Raw genomic sequence first — 23,524 nt, 5'->3', positions numbered from 1 at the left:
GCCGCCACCCCCCCTTCACCAGGTGACCGGCAAAGCCCGCAGCCCGCTGAAGAACTCCCGTGACCGCCACTGGAGTTCCTCCTCCGGCACCGCCGGCCGCAGGCCCGGCAGGCGGGCGGTCACCCGCTCCAGCGCCGTCTGGAGTTCCAGCCGGGCCAGATGCGCGCCCAGGCAGTAGTGGACGCCGTGCCCGAAGCTGATGTGCGCGGCGCCGGGGCGGTCCAGCAGGATGCGGCCGGGGTCGGGGAAGGCGCGCGGATCGTGGTTGGCGGCGGCCTGGGAGACGACGACGGGCTCCCCGGCCCGGACCAGGACCCCGCCCAGCTCCACGTCCTCGGTCGCGTACCGGGGCAGCGTCAGCCCGTTGAGCAGCGGCACGAGCCGCAGCAGCTCCTCGACCACCCGGGGGATCAGCTCGGGCCGCTCCCGTACGGCCGCCAGGGTGCGCGCGCCGTCGGCGCCCGACTCGCGGGGGAGCAGCAGGACCGCGAAGAAGTTGGCGATCTGGTTGGTGGTCGTGACGAAGCCGCCGATCAGCAACTCGTTGAGCAGGCCCGCCAGTTCCTCCCCGGTCAGCGCGCCCTCGCCCTGTGCCCGGACCAGGACCGTGATCAGGTCGTCCGCCGGGACCCGGCGGCGGGCCTCGGTCCAGCCCGCCATCCGCGCGAAGAAGTCCTGGGCCCGCTCCTCAAGATCCTCAGGCGTCACACCGCCGGAGCACACGGTGTCCGCCCAGGCCCGCACCGCCGGCTGGTCCTCCTCGGGGACGCCGGTGAGTTCGCAGATCAGGGTCATCGGCAGCGGGAACGCCAGGTCCTCGACGAGGTCGGCGGGCGGTCCGGCCGCCGTCATCCGGTCCAGCAGGGCGTCGGTCACCGCACGGACCCGGCCGCGCAGCCGCTCGATGCGCCGGGCGGTGAACTCCTTGGCCAGCAGGGCGCGCAGCGGGGTGTGCCGGGGGGCGTCGAGGGCGATGAGGCCGCCGCCCGCGCGCGGCATGGGGCCGATGCGGGGCTGGTCGCGGCGGACGGCCTCGGCGAGGCTGAAGCGGGGGTCGGACAGGACGGCGCGCACGTCGTCGTAGCCGCTGGCCAGCCATGCCTCCTCGCCGTACGGCAGCCGGACGCGGACGGGGGGCCGCTCGCGCAGCGGGCGGTACTCCTCGGAGAGGCCGAGGCCGCCGGTGGTCCAGAACGGGTAGGCGAGGGGGGTCGTGGACATAGTGGGGGGCCTTTCTCAGCGGTGCGGGCTCAAGGGCGCGGGCCGACGGCGATGTCGACATGCGTCGGCAACGGCGCGCTGGTGTCCACCGACGCCGTGAACTCCAGCCCGTCGTCGCGGCAGATGAACTGCATGACCTGCCGTCCGGCCGCCGCCGCCCGGATCAGCCCCCCGGTGGTCGCCCACACCCCGGAGAGGTAGAAGTTCCCGAGCCCTGGCAGCCGGGGCCCGTTCTTGTTCACCAGTTCCTCCATCGCCTCCCCGCTCTCCACGAACGGCTGCCAGCCGAGGAAGGTCCCCTCGAAGCTGCCGGTGTAGCGGATCTGGGTGAGCGGCGTGCAGGTGTCGCGTACGGAGACGGAGTCCTTCAGGCCGGGGTAGAGCCCGTCGAGGTAGTCGACGACCGCGTCCCGGGTCCGGCGTTTGGCGAGCGCGTACGGCTTGCCCCGGCGGACGGGGAGGGTGTGCAGCTCGGTGCCCCGGCGGGGCCGGCTCAGCCGCTGCGGGCCCTCGGCCAGCTCGCGCCAGACGGCGGTGTCGGAGAAGTAGGTGGCGTAGACGACCGAGGTGCCCTCGGGCGACAGCTCGGGGTAGAAGCGGCTGCGGAACTGGACGTTGAGGCTCGGGTGGCGGATGCCGGTGAGACGGGCGGCGGTGGCCTCGTCCAGGAGGTGGGTGGTGGTGGGGTCGGCGTCCGGGAAGGCGCGGCGCAGACCGAGGAAGACGCTGGTGTACCCGGGGAAGACCATGCCGGGCCGGTGCAGGGTCTCGCGGTACAGCGTCGCGTACTCGCCCTCCAGATAGCGGCCGTCCAGGAGGTCCAGGAGGGTCGTGGGGCCGTCGCAGGCGGAGACGACGATGTCGGCGTAGTGCTCCTGCCCGTCGGAGAGCCGGACGCCGACCGCGCGGTCGTCCTTGACGATGATCTCCTCGACCAGGGAGTTGTACGTGATCTCGCCGCCCAGGCCCAGATAGCGCCGCTCGATGGAGCGGGCCAGCTCCAGCGAGCCGCCCTCGGGGACGCCCGCCGAGCGGTGCGCCTGCGCCGCCATCTGGAAGTAGAACGGCAGCACGGGGAAGCCGGGGTGCTTCTCGTAGAGGATGTAGTTGAAGGCGTCCCGCAGCAGCGGGTCCTTGAAGCGCGCCGAGTACTCCGTCATCAGCACCGACATCGAGGTGCGGAAGAGGTTGAAGTACGGCAGGAAGCCGGCCAGCATCCGCCAGCGCTCCCGGCGGCTCATCAGGCCCACCGGTTTCAGGAACGGGTAGGCCGGCAGGCAGGCGATGAACTTGCGCAGGCCCGCGCAGAAGGAGCGGATCGCGCGGGCGTCGGGCGGGGACAGCGCCAGCAGGTGCGCTTCGAGCCGGTCGGGGTCGCAGTAGAAGTAGACGGCCCGCCCGTCCCTGCCGCGCACCACGTTGAAGACGTCGAAGTGGCGCATCTCCTTGCCCTGGAGGGCGCCCAGCTCCAGCCAGATCTGGTGCATCTCGTTGCCCGGCCCGTTGCCGAGCAGCCAGCTGACGCAGGCGTCGAAGGTGTAGTCGCCGCGCCCCCAGCCGGTGCAGCAGCCGCCCGGGATCTCGTGCATCTCGAAGACGCGGGTGCGGTATCCGTTCATCTGCCCGTAGGCGCCGGTGGACAGGCCGCCCAGCCCCCCACCGATGATGATCATGCTGTTGCGGCGTGCGGCCCTGGTCATCGGGGCGTCACCTCACCCTGCGGGACTCGAGTTGGGGCAGCACCCCGAGCTTTCCGGGATGCCAGGGTTCGGTGCCGCCGCTCTCCCAGGCCCGGAAATCCAGGCCCAGCTCCCGGCACAGGTACTGGGTGACGAACCGGCCGCTGGCGGCGGCGCGGATCAGACTGCCGCCGCCGAACCACTGCCCGGCCACCGAGAAACCCGCCAGGCCCGGCAGCCGCAGCCGGTCCTTGTTGATCAGACCGGTGATCACGTCGTCGGCCGGCGTGAAGGACTTCCAGCCCAGGATGGAACCGCCGCGCACCCCGGTGTACCGCTCGGTCGTGACCGGCGACGCCACGTCCACCACCTCGATCCGCGCGCCGATCCCCGGGTGGTGGCGCTCCAGGAACGCCCGCACGAAATCGGCGACTTGCTGCTTGCGGGCCCAGTACGCCTTGCGGTCGGTGGTCCGCAGCCGCTTCCACGGCGCGTAGTCGCTGAAGTAGGTGCAGTGCACGACGGACTTGCCGGGCGGCGCGAACCCGTCCGAGTACTGCGAACGCATCTGCACCACCAGGCTTTTTTGCAGCACGCCCGGCAGCGCGGCGCTGTCCGCGTCGGACAGGAGGTAGGTCGTGCTGTGCCGGGCGCCCGGACCGGGTTCGCCGTCCAGGCCGACGAACGCCGACACCACCCCCGGGTAGAGCGACTCCGGGCGGTCCACCAGCTCCGTGTACAGCTTGTCCGTCTTCGGGCTGGAGTACCGGCCGCCCAGCAGCCGCTCCAGCGTCGTCACGCCGTCGCAGGCGGCGACCACGTGGTCGGCGAAGTGCCGCTCCCCGCCGCGCAGTTCGACGCCGACCGCGCGGTCGTCCGCCACCAGGATCCGCTCCACCCGCGACCGGTAGTCGACCCGCCCGCCCAGCTTCGTGTACCGCTCCTCCACCGACCGGGCAAGACCCAGCGAACCGCCCTGCGGGAAACCGGCGTTGAGGTGGAAGGCGCTCGCCATGTTGAACAGGTACGGCAGCAGCGGGAACACCTCGTGGTCCTGGAAGAAGATGAACGGGAAGGCCCGCCGCAGCAGCGGATCCTCGAACCGCTCGCAGAACGACTCCATCCGGGTCACCGCCGTCCGCCACAGCAGCGCGAACGACGGCAGCACCTGCCGCAGCGCCGCCAGCCGCTCGCGGGGCGTCTGAAGCGGCGGCGGGGTGAGGAAGGGGTAGTGGTTGATCCGGGTGAACCGCCGCAGGTCCCGGCAGAACGCCCGGATCGGGCGGGCGTCGCCCGGCGCCAGCTCCAGCAGGTGCGCCTCCAGCCGGTCGGGGTCGTTGTAGAAGGTGACGGACCGGCCGGTGTCGTCCATGACGGTGTTGAACATCTCGAAGTTCGCGATCGACTTCCCGTCCAGCGCCCCGAGTTCCCGCCAGAGCCGGCTCGCGTCGTTGCCGCGCCCGGTGCCGGTCAGCCACTCGATGCAGTAGTCGAAGACATAGCCCTGCCGCGACCACGCCGTGCAGCAGCCGCCGGGCAGCACATGCCGCTCGAAGATACGGGTCTCGGCGCCGCTCATCTGGGAGTAGCACCCGGTGGACAGACCGCCGATACCGGCGCCGACGATGATCACCCGCGGGACGGCACCCCGGGCCCGGCGCTCCCAGCGGGGCCGCTCAGCAGGCCTCATCGAGCTGCCTCCCTTCGGGGCCGTCGAAGGCGCCGACACTCAGGGAGGCCTCGGCGGAACCGTCCGCGAACGCCGCGAGCACCAGCGCCGCGTTCCGTCCCGCCGGTCCCTCGTCCAGCATCTCCGCGTGCGCCCCCGCCCCCCGCACCAGCCGGTTCGCCCGGGTCGAGGCGAGGTGCCAGCTGCCGGTCCGGCCGGCGGCATAGAACTCCGCCTTCGCCTCGTCGGAGATCACCGTGACCGCCGCCGCGACCGTCCCGAGGTTCGGGGTCCGCCCGCAGTACTCCAGGTAGTCCCTGGCCTGCGCGAGGGTCTGCGCGGTGACCGTGTCCGAACCGGTGTGCCGGCGCAGATGCCCGCGCAACTCCCGCTCGAAGGCCGCGGTGTGCCCGGCGGAGACGCCGTACTCCGCCTCGATCCGGTACGAGTCCATGATCACGACGTGCGAGACCTCCCGCCCCCGCCCCTCCAGCACCTTCGCCACCTCGAAGGCGAGATTGCCGCCCAGCGAGTAGCCCAGCAGCAGACAGGGCCCCTCCGGGTGCAGCGACTCCACCAGATCCGCGTACCGGGTGCTCTTGTCACCGTCGACATGGTTGAACGCGATCAGCTCGTGCGCCCCGAAGTGCCCGGCGAACCGCCGGTAGACGATCCCGTGCCCGCCCGCCGGCGGGAAGCAGAACACCAGCGGGCCCCGGCCGGTGTTGAACGACAGGTGCGAGAGGCTGCCGTCGACCCGGCCGGTGACGATGTCCTCGACCGTGCGGGCCATGCCGTGCAGGGTCGTCACCTTGAACAGCAGCCCGACCGGGACCGCGACCCCGAACTCCTTCCGCAGCCGGTGGATCAGCTCGATCAGCGTGATCGAACTGCCGCCCGAAGCGAAGAAGTCGCTGTGCAGGCCCACCAGTTCGAGACCGATGACGGCCTTCCAGAGAGCCGCCATCCGTTCCTCGTACAGCGTGCCGGGCGGTTCATGCTCCTGATGCCCGCCGTCGGCCTCCGGCACGGGCAGCGCGGCCGGGTCCACCTTGCCGTTCGGCGTCAGCGGCAGCGCGGCGACCGTCGCCAGCCGCGCCGGGATGAGGTAGGTCGGCAGGTGCGCGGCCAGATGCCGGCGCAGCGCCCGCGGGTCCGGCGCGGCGCCGGGCGCGGGGACGACGTACGCGCACAGGGCCGGCTCGGCGCCGACGTCCGTACGGACCATCGCGTGCGCCCCGGCCACCTCGGGCAGCGCCGTCAGCAGCGACTCGACCTCGCCCGGCTCGACGCGGTGCCCGCGCAGCTTGACCTGGGCGTCGGCGCGCCCCAGCAGATGCAGCCGCCCCTGCCCGTCCCGCCGCGCCAAGTCCCCGGTCCGGTACAGCCGTTCGGGCCCCGCGCCGAGGTCGAGCGTACGGAACCTGCGCCCGGTCTGCTCAGGATCACCGACGTACCCGTCCGCCAACCCGGCCCCGCCGGCCCACAGTTCACCCGCGACCCCGGCCGGGACGGGCCGCCGGCGTTCGTCCAGGACATGCAGCACACAGTTCGGCAGCGGACCGCCGATCGGCACCGTCCCGTTCGGATCGAGCCCGTCGGTGGGGCCGTCGAAGAACGCGCTGTCGACGGTCGCCTCGGTCAGCCCGTAGGAGTTCACCACCCGGACACCCGGCCCGCACAAGGCCCGCAGCCGCTCGTACTCGGCGACCTTCCACGTGTCCGACCCGACGACCACCATCCGCATGAAGCCCAGCCCCAGCCCGCCCTCCTCGCAGTACCCCATCAGGGCGCGGACGACGACGGGGACGAACTCGGCGTGGTCCACGCCCTCCGCCGTCATCGCCGCGTACAGCCGCGCCGGGTCCAGGAACAGCTCGCGCCCGGCGAGGACGAGCCGCCCGCCCGAGCACAGGGCACGCACCAGATCCCCGAGGAACACGTCGAACGCGACCCCGGCGAGCTGGAGATGGACGGCATCGGAGGTGAGCGCGTACTCCTGCCGCCAGGCGGCGCCGAGGGCGGCGAGGGAGCGGTGGGAGACCTGCACGGCTTTGGGGCGGCCGGTGGAGCCGGAGGTGTGGATGACGTAGGCGGGGGTGTCGGGGCCGGCGTCAACCGGCGTGTCCGGGGCCTCTGCCAGGAGGAGGTCGCTCATGACGACGGCCCCGGGTACGTCCAGCCGCCCCGCCCGGTCGGTGAGCACGACCGCCGCCCCCGCCGCCCGGACCATGGCTGCCAGCCGCTCCTGCGGATGCTCGGGATCCAGCGGCAGACACGTGCCGCCCGCCCGCCACACGGCCAGCAACGCGACGATCAGCTCAGGGGACTTGGGCAGGCACACGCCGACGACCCCCACCCCCAGCCGCCGCGCCAACTCGGCGGACGCCAGGTCCAGTTCGCCGTACGTCACCTGCCGGGCAGGATTCCCGCCGTCGGCCGGTACGGTCACCGCGACCGACTCCGGGGCCTCCCGCGCCGCCCGCGCGAACAACTCGTGCACCAGCGGCCCGGGTTCCAGCTCCCGACCCCGGGCGGCCGGCCCGGACAGCAGCTCCCGGCGCTCCCGCTCGCCCAGCATGCCGAGCCCCGACACGGGGAGCCCGGCGGGCGAACGGGTCAGCGCGTCAAGCAAGTTGAGGTAATGCGCGGCCAACCGCCGTACCGTCTGCGGCCGGAAGAGGTCGCTGTTGTACTTCAGGACGCAGTGGAAGCGATGCTCGGACTCGTCCTCGTACGCCGACAGCGTCAGGTCGAACTGGCCTTCCTCCTCGGGGAGTTCGATGTAGTCGAGGTGGTAGCCGTAGCGGTCCGAGGAGACCTTGTGGGCGAGGAGGATGAACATCGCCTGGAACACGGCCGAGCGGCTGGGGTCGTGCTGGAGGCCGAGTTTCTCGACGAGCAGGACGAAGGGGTACTCCTGGTGGTCGATGCCGCCGAGGACCGTGCCCCGGACCTGGGCGAGGAGATCGGCGACCGTGGGGTCGCCGGCCAGATTCGCGTACAGGGGCAGCGGGTTGACGAAATAGCCGTACACCCCGGACAGGTCCTCGTCCGTGCGGCCGGTGACCGGGCTGCCGACGACGATGTCGTCCTGGCCGCTGTGCCGGTGCAGCAGCAGGTAGTAGGCGCTCAGCAGCACCATGAACACCGTCACGTCGTGCTCGCGCGCCAGGGCGTGGACGCGGGCGCTCAGCTCCTCGTCGAGGACGAAGAACTCCGAGGCCCCGTTGTGGGTCTGCACCGGGGGCCGGGGCGCGTCGGTGTGCAGGGCGAGCGGGGGGACCTGGGCGGGCAGGGCGCCGCGCCAGTACTCCAGCATCCGGTCCGCCCCGGGCGAGGCGAGGAACGCGTTCTGCCGGTTGAGGAAGTCCACGTACCGGCCCCGCACGGGCGGCAGCTGGACCGTACGCCCCGCGCGCAGCCCGTCGTGCAGGGCCAGCAGTTCCTCGATGAACGTGAACGTGGAGATCGCGTCGGAGACGATGTGGTGCACCGCCTTCATCAGCACCCAGCGGTCCGGCCCGCGCCGGAAGAGCCGGAACCGCATCAGGCGGTCGCGCTCCAGGTCGTAGGGCCTGCGGTACTCCTCGACGATCAGGTCACGGACGTCCTCCCACGCTCTCCCCGCCACGTCGAACACCGCGATGTCGGGCTCCGCCGCGTCCGAGACGACCTGGAGCGGACGGCCGTCCTCCAGCACGAAGTTGGCCCGCAGCACGGGGTGGCGCTCGACGAGGACGCGGACGGCCGCCGCCATCGCCTCGGGGTCGATCTCGGTGCGCACCTCGACGGCGCCGCCGATGTTGTACGCGTAGCCGTCCGGGTGGAGCTGCTTGAGGAACCACAGCGCCTTCTGGTTGTGGGTCAGCGGATGCCGGGCGGGGTCCTCGTACCGCTCGACGTCACCCGCCGGACCCGGTCCCGCCGTCCGCGCGGCCAGGTCCTCGGTGCCGGTGTGCAGCCGCGCGATCAGCTCGCGCAGCGGGGCGCCGCTGAGCAGGGCCACGATCGGCAGGGCCACCCCGGTCGCGGACTGGACTCTGGCCCGCAGTTCCATCGCGAGGAGGGAGTCGATGCCGTGCACACCGAGGCCGGTGTCCGGGTCGAGCCGGTCGGCGGGCATGCGCAGGACACCTGCCGCGCAGGCCAGGAAGCGGTCCATGACGAGCCGGGCGCGCGCCTCGGGGTCGGCCTCGGCCCTGAACCGTTCGAGATAGCCCGCCTGTTCGTCGTCCGACCCGTCAGGCGCCGGGCCCGCCGCCGTCTCCGCGAGCGCCCTGACCAGCGGGGGCGGCGCCGGGTACCACGCGAGGAACGTCTTCCAGTCGGCGATCGCCGCGATCAGCAGCTGGGTGCGGCCCTGGCCGAGGACCCGTTCCAGGACGGCGGTCCCGGCGGCCGGGGACAGTGAGTCCATGCCGCGCACGCTGCGGTAGTGCTCGACCAGGCTCAGCTCCTCGATCATGCCGGTCGCCCACGGACCCCAGTCCAGGCTCAGCGCGGGCAGCCCGAGGGCGCGGCGGTGGTGGGCCAGGGCGTCCAGGAAGGCGTTGCCCGCCGCGTAGTTGGTCTGTCCCGTGGTGGTGAGCACCGAGGCGACCGACGCGAACAGCACGAAGTGGTCGAGGGGTTCCGCCCGCAGATGGTGGTGCAGCAGCCATGCGCCGGCCGCCTTCGGGTCGAAGACCTCGTCGAACGCCGCCCGGTCCAGCGCGTGCAGCGGGGTGTCGCGGACATGCCCGGCCAGGTGGAAGACACCGCGTACGGGCGGCGCGTCCCGCTCCCGCCAGCCGGCCAGCCAGCGGGTGAGCGCGGACTCGTCGGCGATGTCGAGGGCCGCGTGCACGGGGTGGGCGCCGAGCGCTTCGAGCTCCTTGACGAAACCGACGGCCGACCCTGAGGGGGAGCCCGGATCGAGGTTCCGCCACCGGGCGCGGTCCGGCAGCGGGGTCCGCCCCACGAGGATCAGATGCCGCGCGCCCCGCCGCACGAGATACCGGCACAGCAGCCGGCCCAGGGCCCCGAAGGCACCGGTCACGAGGTAGGCGCCGTCGGGGCGGAGGCGGGGCGGGAACGGGGCGGTGAGGTTGGTGGGGCGGGCGAGGCTGCTGGTGAGGCGGCGGCCGGGGCGGAGGGCGAGTTCGTCTTGGAGGTGGTCGGGGGAGAGGAGTTCGGCGAGGAGGGCTTCGGCGTCCGCGCCGGGGTCGTGGAGCGGGGCGCCGGGGGAGTCGGCGAGGCCGGAAGCGCCGGGAACGCCGGAGTCACTGGCGGCGCTCGAAGCGCCGGGCCCGCTGGCTGCGCCCCGGGCGCCGGGAAGGCCAGCTGTGCCCCGGGCGCTGGGCCTGTCAGCTGCGCCCCGGGCGCCGGGAACGCCGGAGCCGCCGGAGCTGTCGGCGGAGCCGGAGTCGTCCCCCTCCCCCCACGCGAGCGGCAGATCGATCAACTTCCCCCGATGCGCCGTCAGTTCATGCTGCCGCAGCACCCGCCCGATCCCCCACACCGGCGCCCCGAGCGGCTCCACCGGCTCCCCGGGAAGCGCTGCCTGCGCGCCCCGCGTGACCAGGTGCAGCGCGGCCGGCGCAGCCTCCTGGCCGGGGTCCGCCTGCAAGGCCTGCGCGAGCGCCAGTACGGACCGGGCCCCCAACTCGGCGTGCTCGCCCAGCCGTTCACGCCCGGTGTCCCGCAGCGCGGGCAGGTCGAGGTTCCACAGGTGGACGACCGTGTCGAGCGCGGGGCCGCCGAGGTCGGCCAGCAGCCTGGCGATGTCACCGGCGTCCCCGGGCCGCACACGCGAGCCCGCCGGGTCGTACGCGTACGACTGCCCTGGCCGCACCAGATGGCAGCGCGCGCCCTCTGCGTCCGCGAGGGTCGCGAGCCGGTCGGCGACGCCGGTGCGGTCCGCGAACAGCAGCCAGGTGCCCCGGGCCGGTTCCGGGGGCGTGGCCGGTGTGTCCGTCCAGGTGAGTTCGGCGAGCCAGCCGTCGATGGCGGCGACGCCGACCGAGGTGGCCGCCCGCTCCACGTCGGCGGCCCTGAACCCCCTTACGTGGCCGAGGAGTTCACCGTCCTCGGCGTGCAGCGCGATGTCCCCGACGAGTTCGTCCGCCGTGCGCCGCACGACGGTCGCGTGCGCCCACAGCGGCCGGTCGCCCAGCGGCGCGGTGCGCAGTGCCTCGATGCCGAGCGGCAGCAGCATCCCGGACTCCGTACCCTCGGACAGCCCGGCGACCAGGAGGGTCTGGAAGCAGGCGTCGATCAGGACCGGGTGCGCGTGATGCCCGGCGGCGTCGGGAACCGTCGGCCGGATCAGCGCGAGCGCCTCGTCCTTGCCCCGCCAGACCTCCGCGATGCCCTGGAACGCGGGACCGTACTCGTAACCGCGCGCGGCCAGGGCGGCGTAGCAGGCCGCCGCGTCCAGATGCCGCTCCGCGCGGGTGCGGACCGCCTCCGCGTCGAGGGGGGTGGTGCGCACCGGCGGGGTGCCGCTGCGGACGACGCCCCGGGCGTGGACGGCGTCGGCGGTCGCGACGGAGAACGCCGAGGTCTGCGGGGAGAGGGTGAGCTGGACAGGGCAGGGGGCGGCGGCGGGCAGGAAAAGGGCCTTGAGGAGTTCGACGTCGCCGAGTTCCGCGTCGGCGGCGCCGGTCAGGGAGCGCAGCGCCTGGTGGGCCATCTCCAGATAGCCGGCGGCCGGGAACAGGACGCGGCCCTGGATGCGGTGGTCGGCGAGCCAGGGGGCGCTCTCCACGTCGAGGGTCGCCTCCCAGGCGGGTTCGGCGGTCGCGAGGCGGCGGCCCAGCAGCGGGTGGTCGACCTGGCCCAGCCTGATCTGCGCCACGTTCGCCGGCTCGGTCCAGTACCGGTCCCGCTTCCACGGATAGCGCGGCAGCGGGACCCGGCGGCCGTGCGGATGCAGGGCGGCCCAGGACACCTCGCAGCCGAGGGCGTACAGAGCCGCGAGGGAGGTGGTGAACCGCAGCGCCTCGGCCTCGGCCCGGCGGATCGACGGAAGGACCGTCAACTCCCTTTGTTTATCGGCGAGTTCACTCGCACGCTCGGCGAAGCACTCCTGCACGGAGTGGCCGAGCACCGGATGCGGCCCGATCTCCAGGAAGACCCGGTGCCCGTCCCCGAGCATGGCGTCGACGGCGGCCCGGAACCGCACGGTGTCCCGGACGTTGTCCCACCAGTACCCGGCGTCCAACTCCGGCCCCAGCGCCCGCCCTTCGCGCCCGGTGAGATACAGCGGCAGCCGCGCGGGCCGCGCCTCGACACCGGCCAGCTCCGCCAGCAGCTCGTCCTTGATCTCCGCCATCGCCGCGCTGTGGTACGGGACTTGGACGTCGAGGAACTTCGCGAACACCCCCTCGGCGGCTTCGGCGTACGCGGCGAGCGCGTCCCGGTCCCCGGCGAGCGTGACGGCCCCGGGACTGTTCACCGCCGCGACCGACACCCGCTCCCCGAAAGGCTCCGCGCGCCGCCGCGCCTCCGCCTCCGGCAACCCGACGGCGAGCATCGTCCCGGCCCCCGCGAGCCGGTGCTGCAACCGGCTGCGGCACAGCGCGATGCGTACGGCGTCCCGCAGGCTGTACACCCCGGCCTCGTAGAACGCGGCGATCTCACCGGTGCTGTGCCCGACGATCGCGGCCGGGTGGACGCCGTGGGCGCGCCAGAGGGCGGCGAGGCCCACCTGGACCGCGAAGTTGGCGGGCTGCGCGAGCCACGTCTCGGCCATCCTGGACGCGGACTCGTCGGCGTGCAGCTCCTTGACCAGCGACCAGCCGGCCTGCCCGGCGATCTCCCGGTCCACCGCCTCGACGGCCGCCCGGTAGACGGGCGAGGCCGCGAACAGCTCGCGGCCCATGGCCCACCACTGCGGGCCCATGCCGGTGAAGATCCAGGCGGCGCGCTCGTCCTCGCGGCGGCGGCCGGTCAGGACGCGGGGGTGTGCGCGTCTTTCCAGGAACGCGGTGAGGGCTTCGTCGAGGTCCTCGCGCTTCTCGTAGACGACGGAGAGGCGGGCGTCGTGGTGCTGGCGGTGGCGGGCGAGGGAGTGGGCGAGGTCGGTGAGGGGGCCGGCCTCTTCGGCGGAAGCCTCGCTCGCCTCAGGAACACCGGCGTCGGCGCCGCCGACGTCGTAACCGCTGTCGCGTGCCCCCTCCCGCAGCCGCGCCCGCACCGCCTCCGCCAGTTCCGGCAGCCCGGCGGGGTCGTGCGCGCTGAGCGGCAGTACCCGGCAGGGCAGGGGTTCGGTGCCGCTCTCGCCGGCCGGGGTGGGCTCGGCCGGTGGGGCCTCCTCCAGCAGGACGTGCGCGTTCGTGCCGCCGAAACCGAAGGAGTTGACGCCGGCCCGCGCCGGTCCCTCGTGCTCCGGCCAGGGGACGACCCGGTCGGGGATGCCGTAGGGCGCGGCGGCCAGGTCGATCGCCGGGTTGACGCGTTCGAGGTTGATGTGCGGCGGGATGAGCCGGTGTTTCAGGCTCAGCGCGGTCTTGATCAGCCCGGCGATCCCAGCGGCGGACTCGGTGTGCCCGATGTTCGTCTTGACGGACCCGACGTAGCAGGCGGCCCCCGGCTCCCGCCCCACGGCGAGCACCCGGGCCAGCGCCTCGGCCTCGATCGGATCGCCGACCGGCGTGGACGTCCCGTGCGCCTCCACGTACTGGAGCTGCCCCGGCCTGATCCCGGCCCGCGCGCACACCTGCCCGATGAGCGCGGCCTGCGCGTCGGCGCTGGGCACGGTGATCCCGTTGGTCCGCCCGTCCTGGTTGACCCCGGTGCCGGTGATCACGGCGTGCACCGGATCACCGTCGCGCAGCGCGTCCGAGAGGAGCTTGAGCACGACGATGCCGACGCCCTCGGCGCGTACGTAGCCGTCGGCGTCGGCGTCGAAGGTGCGGGAGCGGCCCTGCGGGGAGAGGAAGCCGCCCTTGGTCTCGGCGATGGTGTACTGCGGCGTCAGATGCAGCAGTGTGCCGCCGGCCAGGGCCAGCGAACTCTCCCCGCGGCGCAGGCTCTCGCAGGCCAGGTGCACGGCGACGAGGGAGGAGCTGCACGCGGAGTCGACGGAGAGGCTCGGGCCCCGGAAGTCGAAGCAGTGCGAGAGCCGGTTGGAGACCATCGTCATCATGGTCCCGGTGGCGGTGTGGGCCTCCAGAGTGCCGAAGCCGAGGTCGGCGAACTGGAGGATCTTGTAGTCCAGGGTGAAGGCGCCGACGAACACCCCGACGTCCCGGCCGGCGAGTTCGGCCGGCTTCTGGCCGCCGTCCTCCAGCGCCTCCCAGGCCACCTCCAGGAGTTTGCGCTGCTGCGGGTCCATGGCGTGGGCCTCGCGCGGGCTGATGCCGAAGAACGCCGGGTCGAACTCGTCGAACCCGTCGATGTAACCGCCGCGCCCGCCCACCAGACGGCCCGGTTTCGCCTTGTCCCCGCTGCCAAGGCCCACCGCGTCGTACCGGTCCGGCGGGGTCGGGGTGAGGCAGTCCTTGCCCTCTAACAGGTTCTGCCAGAAGGACTGGTGGTCGTTGGCGCCGCCGGGGAAGCGGCAGCCGATGCCGATGACGGCGACCTTCTGGGGCGGGGTGAGCGGTGCGGCGGGGGACGTGGTGGTGTGCGCAGGCATGAGCGTTCCTTGGGACAGGGGAACCGGCGCGCGCCTGAGGGACGGCGCGCGGGTGCGGAGGGCGGCGCGGTCACCCGGCGGAGCGGCGCCAGGGGTGCGCGAGGGTGGTGAGGATGCGGCCGGTGGCCGGGAAGGACCCGGGGTCGGCCAGGCCGACGACGGCCGGTTCGCGGCCGGGCCGCCAGGTGAAGGTGCCGAAGAGCCTGTCCCACACGGACAGGTCGGAGCCGTAGTGGCCGGCCTCGGCGAGATCGGTGCTGTGGTGCAGCCGATGCTGTTCGGGGCCGGCGAGGACATGGTTGAGGGAGCCGAGCCGTACCTGGATGTTGGCGTGCACGAAATAGCCCTGGGCGATGGTGAACAGGCCGACCGCGAATACGGCCCGTTCGGAGAACCCCACGAGCGCGAGGGCGAGTTGGACGAACCCTTGGGACAGGACGACGTCGGCCACGTGGTTGACGCCGTTGTTGGCGACGTTGACCTTGTCCGGCACGTGGTGCACCCCGTGCAGCCGCCAGAACCACGCGAAGGTGTGGCCGGCGCGGTGCACGGCGTAGCTGGCGAGCGAGCCGAGCAGCAGCGCGAGCGGGATCTCGCCGCCCAGCGGGAGCGCCGGGTGGGGATCGGCGACCTTGCCGACGGCGAGCAGCACCAGCGTCTGCCCGATCGTGCCGCCGAGCGCGGTGAGGACGTAGTACACCGCGTAGTGCCCCCACTCCCGGCGCGCCGGCCGCCAGCCGGGGTGGTAGGGGATCAGGAACTCCAGCGCCACGAGGACGCCGAGCACCGTGAACTGGAAGAGGAACGTGGCCTGCCCTTTGTCCCAGCCGCACCACTGGGTGAGCGCGAAGGCGGCGCCGACGGCGAGCAGCAGCACCGGCTGGACCGTTACGGCCGCCACGTCGTGAGCCGTGGGGCGGGACATGGCACTCCTCTTGCGGGACGGGGAGGGGAGGACTGGGGGTGCTTCTGACGTGAACCGAAAGAAGTGTTCACAGTATGTAGCTCTATATGTACGGGCAGCAATGTCCCCAACCCGGCGCACGACCTCACGGATCACGGTCCGAAGGCTTCCGAAACCCCGCCCTCCACTCCGGTAAATCCCCTCAAGAGGGCATATTTCCTGGACAGTTGGGGACTGTGGGGGCCGGGTGGTACGGACCGTGCTAGCGTTGCGTGTTTGTCCGCCGCGCCTTCCTCGGTACGGTCCCCTCGGAGGAAGGCTCTCTGTGAGCGCATCAGCACGCCCCGACGCCCGGTTCGCCCAGCTGGGCCTCCCGCCCGAACTGCTGAGCGCGCTCGACGCACAAGGCGTGACGACCCCCTTCCCCATCCAGACGGCCACGCTCCCCGACGCCCTCACGGGCCGTGACGTCCTGGGCCGGGGCCGCACCGGCTCCGGCAAGACCCTCGCCTTCGGCCTGGCCGCGCTCGCCCGTACGGCGGGCCGGCGCGCCCGCCCGAAAGAGCCGCTGGCCCTCGTCCTCGTCCCCACCCGCGAGCTGGCCCAGCAGGTCGGCGCGGCGCTCACCCCGTACGCCGAGGCGCTGGGGCTGCGGCTCGCGACCGTGGTGGGCGGAGTGTCCGCCGGCCGGCAGGCCGGCGCGCTGCGCGACGGCGCCGAGATCGTCGTCGCCACCCCCGGACGGCTGCACGACCTGGTCGAGCGCAAGGACTGCCGGCTCGGGCAGGTGCGGATCGCGGTCCTGGACGAGGCCGACCAGATGTGTGACATGGGGTTCCTGCCGCAGGTCACCGAACTGCTCGACCAGGTGCGCCCCGACGGGCAGCGGATGCTGTTCTCCGCGACCCTCGACGGCGACGTCGACCAGCTGGTGCGCGACTATCTGCGCGACCCGGCCGTCCACTCCGTCGACCCCTCGACCGGCGCGGCGGTCACCGCGATCGAGCACCACGTCTTCGTCGTGCACGGCCCCGACCGCTACGCCGTGACGACCGAGATCGCCGCCCGCGACGGCCGTGTCCTGCTGTTCCTCGACACCAAGCACGGCGTCGACCAGCTCACCCGCCATCTGCGCGCCCACGGCGTCGCCGCCGCCGCGCTGCACAGCGGCAAGTCCCAGCCGCAGCGCACCCGGACCCTGGCCCAGTTCAAGGACGGCCAGGTCACCGCCCTCGTGGCGACGAACGTCGCCGCGCGCGGGCTGCACGTCGACGACCTCGACCTCGTCGTCAACGTCGACCCGCCCACCGACCCCAAGGACTACCTCCACCGCGCCGGCCGCACCGCCCGCGCGGGCCGCTCCGGCACCGCCGTGACCCTCGTCCTGTCCGCCCAGCGCCGCGAGACGAACCAGGTCATGACCGACGCCGGGATCATCCCCAAGGTCACCACGATCCGCTCCGGCGAGGCGGAACTGACCCGCATCACCGGCGCGAAGCTCCCCACCGGCCGCCCCCTGGACGGCCTGCCCCGCCCCAAGAACCAGAACACCCCGTTCCGAGGCCTGGGCACGACGAAGGACCCCAGCTCCGGCGGCGGCACGTCCCGCAAGACCGGCAAGAACAGCAAGACGAACGAGGCCCGCAAACTGGCGGAGGCACGGAAGGCGGCGCGGGTGCGACGGGGGGCCTGACCCTCAGCGGCTGACTCCGGGCGGACCCCTTCTCTTCAAGGAGCCCGCCCAGAACCGGTGTTCAGCCGAACAGCGCCGCCAGCGCGGTGTCGCCCGCCAGGATCCGCCAGGCCGGTACCCGCACCGTCCGGCTCACCGGGCCGGGCTTGGCCCCTCGGCCTCCGGAGGGCAGTCCGGTGAGCAGGTCGCCGCGCGCGTGGAGGAGCCGAAGGTGCCGGGCGGGGTCGTCGCCGGGGCCGGGGCCGGGGTCGATCAGCACCGCCGTGTTCTCGCCGGCGTCGGTGAACAGCACGTCCACCGGGTGCCCGCCCACCAGCGCCGTCCGCTCCAGATCGGTGACACCGCGTCCGGCCAGATACCGCTGGAGGCGGTCGGCGAGCTCCTCGTGGGCCACGGGCACCGGACCGGGCGCCTGGGGCTGGGCCGTCGTACCGTCCCCGCCCGCTCCCAGCGGGGCCGAGCGCGCGGCGAGGAGGGCCGGCAGGCCGCTCTGGTCCTGCCAGAAGGCGCGGTCCCCCACGGTGATCAGCTGCGACTTGGCCCGGGTGACCGCCACGTTCCACAGGTTGACCTGGCTCGCGACCCAATGCGTCGTCCGGGGCGGTGTGTTGGGCGCCGCCACCGGGCTGAGCACCATCACGTCGCGCTGCCCGCCCTGGAAGGTGTGGACGGTGCCGACCCGGACCCGGTCGTCGTCCCGCCACATCCGGGCCAGCGTCTCCTTCTGCGCCCGGAACGGTGTGACCACCCCCACCGACGCCTCAGGACCGAGCCCCGCCAGCAGCCCGTCGACCACCCGCCGCACCGCCTCGGCCTCCACCGTGTTCCGCCAGGACCGCCCGTCGCCGCCGCGCGCCGACTCCCCCGCCGGCACGTCGACCCAGCCGAGCACCGGCGCCGGATCGGCCGCCCCCACCGGGTCGTGCGCCGGCACCTGCCGCCGCACGTCGGTCAGCACCCGCAGCCGGCCGCCGTAGCAGTGGCCGTTGACGACGTCCGCGATCCGGGGATGGCAGCGGTAGTGCTCGTCGAGGAGCAGCGCGCTGTCGCCGTGCTGTTCGGCCGCGTGGTACGAGGAGTGCACGTGATAGGTGAGGCGGTGGTGCTCCAGCTGCGCGGCGCTCAGCCCCGCCCGTACCCGTGCCTGCCGCTCCTGCTGGGGTGACACGCCGGGGATGTGCCCGAGCTGCATGGGGTCACCGATGATCAGCGCCCGGCGGGCCCGGAACAGCAGCGGCAGCACCGAGGGGATGGAGCACTGGCTCGCCTCGTCGATGACCACGAGGTCGAACAGCTTCGGGGTGAGCTCCAGCCGCCGCACCGAGTGGGTGCTGACGGCCCAGCCCTTGATGTGCGTCATCAGGTTCTTCTGGCTGCGCCGGTAGCCGGAGCGGCGGCGCAGCGCCTGGAGCCGCTGGTTCATGAGCCCGCCGGCCCGGCCGAGGGCCTCGGCGGACAGCGCGCGCGACAGTTCCGCCGACAGGCCGGACAGCGCCTGGGCCGTCGTCAGCCGGGACTCCTCGAGGTCCGCCTCGTCCCATTCCCCGTGCCGGCGCACGAGTTCGCGCACCTCCCGCTCCACGGACACGACCGAGGCCAGGGACTCCAGCAGCGCGGCCGGCACAGGCCGCCCCGCCGCCCACGCCGGCCACGCCGGTCCGGACCCCTCGGAGAGTTCCGCCCCCGCCGAGACCAGCGCCGTGAGCGCGCGCCCCCGCCGCCATGCCCCCAGCTGCCACCAGCGGGCCACGGCCGTCCTGCGCGCCCGCCGCGCCCACCGGTCCAGCGTGGCGGAGCCGTCGGCGCCGGCGGCCCAGGCCGCTTCGAGCAGGGACAGGCCGAGTTCCAGGGCCCCGGCCCGCTCCGCGCGCTCGCGCAGCAGTTCCAGCAGCCGCTCCTCCTCACCGACGCGGTGCGCCGCCCGCGCCCGCAGCCGGTCGGCCGTCTTCCGCGCGTTGCGCAGCTCACCGCTCACGGTGGCCGATCCGCGGCGCGGCGCCCCGGCCGGCTCGGCGAGCAGCCGCTCCAGTTTGGCCGCCTCCCGCTCCAGCGCGTCGTTGTTGCCCGTCCGCATCAGCAGACCGGGCGCGATGGCGTCGCAGCGCTGGGCGACGACGTCCACGGCCTCGTTGTTCGTGGAGGCGACCAGCACCGACTGCCCCGCCGCGACGCAGGTGGTGACGACCGCCGTGACGACCTCGCTCTTGCCCGTGCCGGGCGGCCCGGTCGCCACCGTCAGCGGCTGCGTCAGCGCGGAGGAGATCACCTGCTCCTGACTCTCGTTGCACGGCCCCGGAGCGACCAGGGTCACCGGGCCCGCCGCTGCGGCCGCGGTCCGCCGGGCGCCGCCGTTCAGCAGCGCGTCCAGGGCGGTGTCCGCGATCTGCCCGGTCCGCGTCGAGATCTGGAGCAGGTTGTCCACCAGCGCCTGGGTGGCCATGGCCTCCGCGCCCGAAGGGACCAGCAGCACGGCCGCGTTGTGCGCGCCGGGCCGCAGCGCCCGCATGACCGTGCGCTCGCTGAGCGCGGAGGGGTCCAGCGGTTCCAGCTCCGGCAGCCCCAGCTCCTCCAGCAGCTCCCGCACGGCGCGCAGCATCTGCGCGTCGTTGCCCTCCTGCCAGGCCGGCTGCCAGCGGGCGACCAGGTCGGCCGCGTCCCCCGCGTCCAGGAGCTCCGAGACGACACCGCTGTGCAGGGACGGCACACCGCTGGGCCGCAGCACGTCCCGGCCGTCCTCGTCCGGCGCCAGCTCCATCTGCTGGATGAGCAGCGGCGCCAGCTCCACCGCCGCGCGCCGCCCCCGGCCCCCGTCCCGCGAGGGCAGGGTGATCGCCGGATACCCGTACCAGTACTCCTGCCGCGTCCCCGCCTCGGCGCCCGCGCCGGTCCGCCCCTCCTGCGGGCGGGGCAGCGCACCGGGCGCGACGATGTGCGCGCCGCGGCCCGACTGGACGGTCTCCTCCCCTTGGGCCAGCAGGAAGTACTTCTCGCCCCGGCCGCCGTCCCGGTCGGGCCGCATCCCGGCCGCCGCCTGCGCGGTGAGGCAGTCCGCGTAGTACCGCAGCAGCCGCTGCCGGTCGACTCCGTCCCGTTCGTCCGCCTCGGCCAGCTCCCGGGCCTTCGCCAGCGCGGGGGAGCGCCGGGCGGCCTCGGTGGCGTCGTGGGGGAGCGGGGCGAGCCGCACCGGCCGCGCCACCGACCGGGCGAAGGGAAGACTCCGGGTGGCCCGGAACGTGGACTTGGTGGGCCGCTGCTCCTCCGGCACGCCGGCGCGGGTCATCTGGGCGGTCAGATAGTCGAAGAGGTCGTCCGGGGTGATCCAGCCGCCGTCCTTGATCCGGCCGTTGCGCAGCCCCTCGACGATCTCACCGGTGAACCGGGAGGTGCCGAGACCCGACCCGGGCGGCGCCATCGCGGAGGCCGCCTGGAGCGCGTCGGACGCGGTGATGAAGTACACGCCGGTCGGCCGCAGCAGGGTGCTCGGCACGGGCCGGTCCGGTTCCTCCGACGGCCCTTTGGCGGTCCAGCCCTGGACGACGGAACCGCTGGAGCAGCAGTCCAGCAGGACCACCTTGGAGGCGGCCCGGCAGGACTGGAGCATCCGCTCCAGGAACTCCGCCGGCACGGCCGTCCCCGGCAGGTCGGCCGGGTCGGTGTCCCGGGTCAGGAAATACAGCTGGCCGTCCTGCTCGCAGAACTCGCCGTGCCCGCTGAAGTAGAGCAGCGCGGTCTCACTGGGCTGCCGGGCCTCCAGGAACGTCTCGACGGCGTGCAGCATCTCGGCGCGCGTCGGCTCGGGGGCCAGCGCGCACTCGTTGTACATGCCGATCTCGGTGTTCTCCAGGACCGCCCGCATGTAGTGCAGATCGGCCCGTACGGCGGGGAGGTCGGCGTACGTCTCGCTGTCGTACGTGGAGACGCCGACGAGCAGGGCGTGCCGGTCGTTGTCGGTCATCGCCGCTCAGCCCGCCGTCGTGCCGTCGTCGCCGTTCTGCGTGCCGTCCGGCTCCTGCGCGAGGAACCGCTCGATCAGCGTGTCGTCCTCGCGGGCCTCCTTGCCGGTGAGGTGCAGGGTGGCTCCGTCGGGCCGCTTGACCACGATGGTGCGCTGCGGGATCCGCGCCAGCCATGTCTGCACCAGCGCGACGGCGAACGAACCGGCGCCCAGCAGCAGTCCGACGGTCTCGGCGGACGGCCCGCCCTTGTCGCAGGACCCCGCCGGCCTGCCGGGTGCGGGCAGGTCCAGCCTGGCCGTGGGGTCCGCCTCGGCGAGCGCGGCGAGGAGTTCGCGTGCTTCCTTGCGGGCGCGCAGCGGATCGTCGTCGATGACGGAGACGCGGTACCCGGTGTGGTTGTCGTGCATGGCGGTGTCGTGCATGGCGGTGTCGTGCTCCCCCTGGACTCACCGGCTTCTTGCCGGGCGAACGACACTATCGCCCGGCACCGGCACCGCGGTTCCCGGACGGCCTCTTTTCTCACAGAGCCCGCCCGGAACCGATGTCCAGGACGCTCAGCCCGCAGCCGCCCCCGCCGCGTCCGCCAGGACGTCCGAGACCTCCTTCCACACCGGCAGGGGAGTCGTCAACGGGGGGAAGAACTTGAGGACTTGGCCGTTGCCTGAGGTCTCGGCGATGATGCCCTCGGCGAACAGGGCCTTCTGGGTCGCCTCCGCCACCCCGGCGTCCGCGAAGCGCAGACCGCTCATCGCGCCCTTGCCGGCGGGCTGGGCGGTGCCCGGCGGGAGGGCCGCCGAGACGGTCGTGACCGTCGTGCGGATCGCCGCCGTCAGCTCCGTGACCTGGGCCGTGAACGTGGGGTCCGTCCAGTGGTCCAGGGCCGCCGAACCCGCGACGAACGCCAGGTTGTGGCCCCGGAAGGTGCCGTTGTGCTCACCCGGCGCCCACTGGTCCAGCTCCCGCCGGATCAGCAGCGCCGCCAGCGGAAGACCCATCCCGCTGAGCGACTTGGACAGACAGACCAGGTCGGGGCGCAGAGCCGGGGTGTCCTCGAAGCTGAAGAAGGTGCCCGTGCGCCCGCAGCCCGCCTGGATGTCGTCGACGATCACCAACGCGCCCGCGGAGTCGGCGAGTTCACGCACCCGGGTCAGCCAGGCGGGCGGCGCGGCGTGCAGTCCGCCCTCGCCCTGGACCGTCTCCAGCAGCACCGCCGCCGCAGGCTGCGCCGCCAGCGCCTGGGCCAGCGCGTCCGCGTCGCCGTACGGCACGATCGTCACGTCCCGCAGCTCGACCCCCGCCGCGCCGCGCAGCAGGGGCGCGGACGTGGTGGCGAGCGCGCCCAGGGAGACGCCGTGGAAACCGCCCGTGAAGGCGATCACTTGGGTGCGCCCGGTCACCTTGCGGGCCAGCTTCAGCGCCGCCTCCACCGCCAACGTGCCCGCCGGGCCCGGGAATTGCACGACGTAGTCGCCCAACCCCCTAGGTTCCAGGACCAGTCGGGCGAACCGGTCCAGGAACTCCGCCTTGGCCGTCGTATGCAGGTCCAGCGAGTGGACCGGCCCGCCGGACGTCAGGTACGACACCACCCGCTCCACCATCTCCGGTGGATTGTGGCCGTAGTTGAGCGCGCCCGCGCCGCACAGCAGGTCGATGTAGCGGCGCCCCTCCTCGTCCCACAGGAGATGCCCCTGGGCCCGCTCGAAGACCACCGGGAAGCTCCGGCAGTAGCTGCGTACGTTGGACTCGTGCCGCTCGAACACCGCGCGCGAGGTCATGGTCCGGTATCCCCTCTCGGTCGCGCTCACTTGACCAGCACCGTGCCGTCGCCCGGCCGGTGGTCGCGCGAGCGGCGCAGATCGCGGAAGGCGAACGTGCGCTGGAGCCAGCGGTCCTGGCCGTCGTAACGCGGGGTGAACGCCGAACGGCCGTGCATGGTCACGCGGTTGTCGACGATCGCCAGGTCCCCGGAGCGCAGCAGCACCCCGTCGAACGTCGCGTGCACCACCTCCGACAGCTCCGCCAGCGCCGCCCGCGCCGCGTCGCTCGTCCCCCGCGTCGCCGCCTCGTCGAAGCACAGGTCCGGGTCCTCGGGGTCACCGGTGAGGACGGCGTGCACCGTGCCCTCACCGGACCTCCCGAACGACGGCGGCGCCTGCGTCAGGAACTCCGGCCGGCCCAGCAACTCCCTTGTGGCGGGCGTCAGTCGGGGGACGACCCGGCGGGCGCAGCTGGTGCGCAGCTCCGCGATGCCCTCGTGGTCGGGGCGCAGGCACAGCAGCATCACGTAGTCGGGCCGGTGCGGGTGGAAGGCGTTCTCGGTGTGGAACGTCAGCTCCACCGAGCCGACGTTGCCCTGCACCTCCTCCTGTCCCGGCACCGGCACCACGTCCTGGACCAGCGCCCCCGACTTCTCGGCGGCGAACGCGGCCGGATCGCCGAGCCCGGCCGCGAACATCAGCAGCAGCGCCGCCGGCAGCGCCGGAACCCGCTGCACCGAACCCTTCACCATCGGCGTCGCGGACAGCTCAGGCAGGGGCAGCCCGCGCACGACCAGCGCCCCGCCCGGACCCGAGTCCCGGCGGAACTCCCTTGTCCTCCGGCGCAGTTCGGCCGGCGCGTCCTCCCAGGCGTGCCGGGCCCGCGCGATCCACTCGGGGTCGTCGACCCGCTCGCCCGCCCGGTCCAGCAGCTCACGCGCCACCAGTTCGAGCGCGGCCCGGTCGGCGGCGCGCAGCGCGTCGCCGGCCTCTACGGCTACCGTCGTCATCTCGCTTCTC

General features: G+C 73.4%; 10 protein-coding genes. 1 reads left to right on the top strand and 9 read right to left on the bottom strand.

Annotated elements, in window-relative coordinates; translation table 11 throughout:
• Positions 1 to 15: 15 nt before the first annotated feature.
• The 5 genes from ACYUD3_RS10475 to ACYUD3_RS10455 all read right to left on the bottom strand — a co-directional run bounded on the left by ACYUD3_RS10475 (position 16) and on the right by ACYUD3_RS10455 (position 15,119).
• Positions 16 to 1,221, bottom strand: a complete 1,206-nt coding sequence (locus ACYUD3_RS10475) for a cytochrome P450 (protein WP_470967120.1) — start codon at positions 1,219 to 1,221, stop codon at positions 16 to 18.
• A gap of 29 nt (positions 1,222 to 1,250) precedes the next feature.
• Positions 1,251 to 2,921 (bottom strand): phytoene desaturase family protein, encoded by a 1,671-nt coding sequence (locus tag ACYUD3_RS10470; RefSeq protein ID WP_470967117.1) that lies wholly within the window; start codon positions 2,919 to 2,921, stop codon positions 1,251 to 1,253.
• Positions 2,922 to 2,928: 7 nt separating this feature from the next.
• Positions 2,929 to 4,590: a phytoene desaturase family protein gene (locus tag ACYUD3_RS10465; protein ID WP_470967114.1), complete on the bottom strand. Its 1,662-nt coding sequence runs from the start codon at positions 4,588 to 4,590 to the stop codon at positions 2,929 to 2,931.
• A complete protein-coding gene (locus ACYUD3_RS10460) occupies positions 4,577 to 14,194 on the bottom strand; it encodes a non-ribosomal peptide synthetase/type I polyketide synthase (protein WP_470967112.1) in 9,618 nt (3,205 codons plus the stop codon). The genes ACYUD3_RS10465 and ACYUD3_RS10460 overlap by 14 nt, the downstream gene beginning before the upstream one ends.
• A 70-nt stretch (positions 14,195 to 14,264) precedes the next feature.
• Positions 14,265 to 15,119, bottom strand: coding sequence for a sterol desaturase family protein (locus ACYUD3_RS10455; RefSeq protein ID WP_470967111.1), 855 nt, complete (start codon positions 15,117 to 15,119; stop codon positions 14,265 to 14,267).
• Positions 15,120 to 15,423: 304 nt separating this feature from the next.
• Here ACYUD3_RS10455 and ACYUD3_RS10450 point away from each other — a divergent pair, with 304 nt between their 5' ends.
• Positions 15,424 to 16,791, top strand: coding sequence for a DEAD/DEAH box helicase (locus ACYUD3_RS10450; protein WP_470967108.1), 1,368 nt, complete (start codon positions 15,424 to 15,426; stop codon positions 16,789 to 16,791).
• Between the two features lie 61 nt (positions 16,792 to 16,852).
• On the opposite strand, the gene ACYUD3_RS10445 is transcribed toward ACYUD3_RS10450, so the two are convergent.
• The 4 genes from ACYUD3_RS10445 to ACYUD3_RS10430 form a co-directional block, all read right to left on the bottom strand.
• Positions 16,853 to 20,746, bottom strand: coding sequence for a caspase, EACC1-associated type (locus ACYUD3_RS10445; protein ID WP_470967106.1), 3,894 nt, complete (start codon positions 20,744 to 20,746; stop codon positions 16,853 to 16,855).
• A 6-nt stretch (positions 20,747 to 20,752) separates the two neighbouring features.
• On the bottom strand, positions 20,753 to 21,169 hold the full coding sequence (locus tag ACYUD3_RS10440; protein WP_470967103.1) for an effector-associated constant component EACC1: 417 nt from the start codon (positions 21,167 to 21,169) through the stop codon (positions 20,753 to 20,755).
• Positions 21,170 to 21,301: 132 nt separating this feature from the next.
• Positions 21,302 to 22,522, bottom strand: coding sequence for a diaminobutyrate--2-oxoglutarate transaminase (locus tag ACYUD3_RS10435; protein ID WP_470967101.1), 1,221 nt, complete (start codon positions 22,520 to 22,522; stop codon positions 21,302 to 21,304).
• 26 nt (positions 22,523 to 22,548) lie between these two features.
• Positions 22,549 to 23,514, bottom strand: a complete 966-nt coding sequence (locus tag ACYUD3_RS10430; RefSeq protein ID WP_470967098.1) for a TauD/TfdA family dioxygenase — start codon at positions 23,512 to 23,514, stop codon at positions 22,549 to 22,551.
• Between the last annotated feature and the right edge of the window lie 10 nt (positions 23,515 to 23,524).

The sequence above is a fragment of the Streptomyces sp. AMJ-169 genome, from assembly GCF_055597585.1.
Note: the sequence above shows the minus strand (reverse complement) of the source record. Positions and strands in the feature narration are given on the sequence as shown.

Bases quoted from the DNA above. Each gene is read 5' to 3' on its own strand.
- ACYUD3_RS10460 (WP_470967112.1), bottom strand. From the start codon at position 14,194: ATGCCTGCGCACACCACCACGTCCCCCGCCGCACCGCTCACCCCGCCC.
- ACYUD3_RS10435 (WP_470967101.1), bottom strand. From the start codon at position 22,522: ATGACCTCGCGCGCGGTGTTCGAGCGGCACGAGTCCAACGTACGCAGC.
- ACYUD3_RS10430 (WP_470967098.1), bottom strand. From the start codon at position 23,514: ATGACGACGGTAGCCGTAGAGGCCGGCGACGCGCTGCGCGCCGCCGAC.
- ACYUD3_RS10440 (WP_470967103.1), bottom strand. From the start codon at position 21,169: ATGCACGACACCGCCATGCACGACAACCACACCGGGTACCGCGTCTCC.
- ACYUD3_RS10445 (WP_470967106.1), bottom strand. From the start codon at position 20,746: ATGACCGACAACGACCGGCACGCCCTGCTCGTCGGCGTCTCCACGTAC.
- ACYUD3_RS10470 (WP_470967117.1), bottom strand. From the start codon at position 2,921: ATGACCAGGGCCGCACGCCGCAACAGCATGATCATCATCGGTGGGGGG.
- ACYUD3_RS10465 (WP_470967114.1), bottom strand. From the start codon at position 4,590: ATGAGGCCTGCTGAGCGGCCCCGCTGGGAGCGCCGGGCCCGGGGTGCC.
- ACYUD3_RS10455 (WP_470967111.1), bottom strand. From the start codon at position 15,119: ATGTCCCGCCCCACGGCTCACGACGTGGCGGCCGTAACGGTCCAGCCG.
- ACYUD3_RS10475 (WP_470967120.1), bottom strand. From the start codon at position 1,221: ATGTCCACGACCCCCCTCGCCTACCCGTTCTGGACCACCGGCGGCCTC.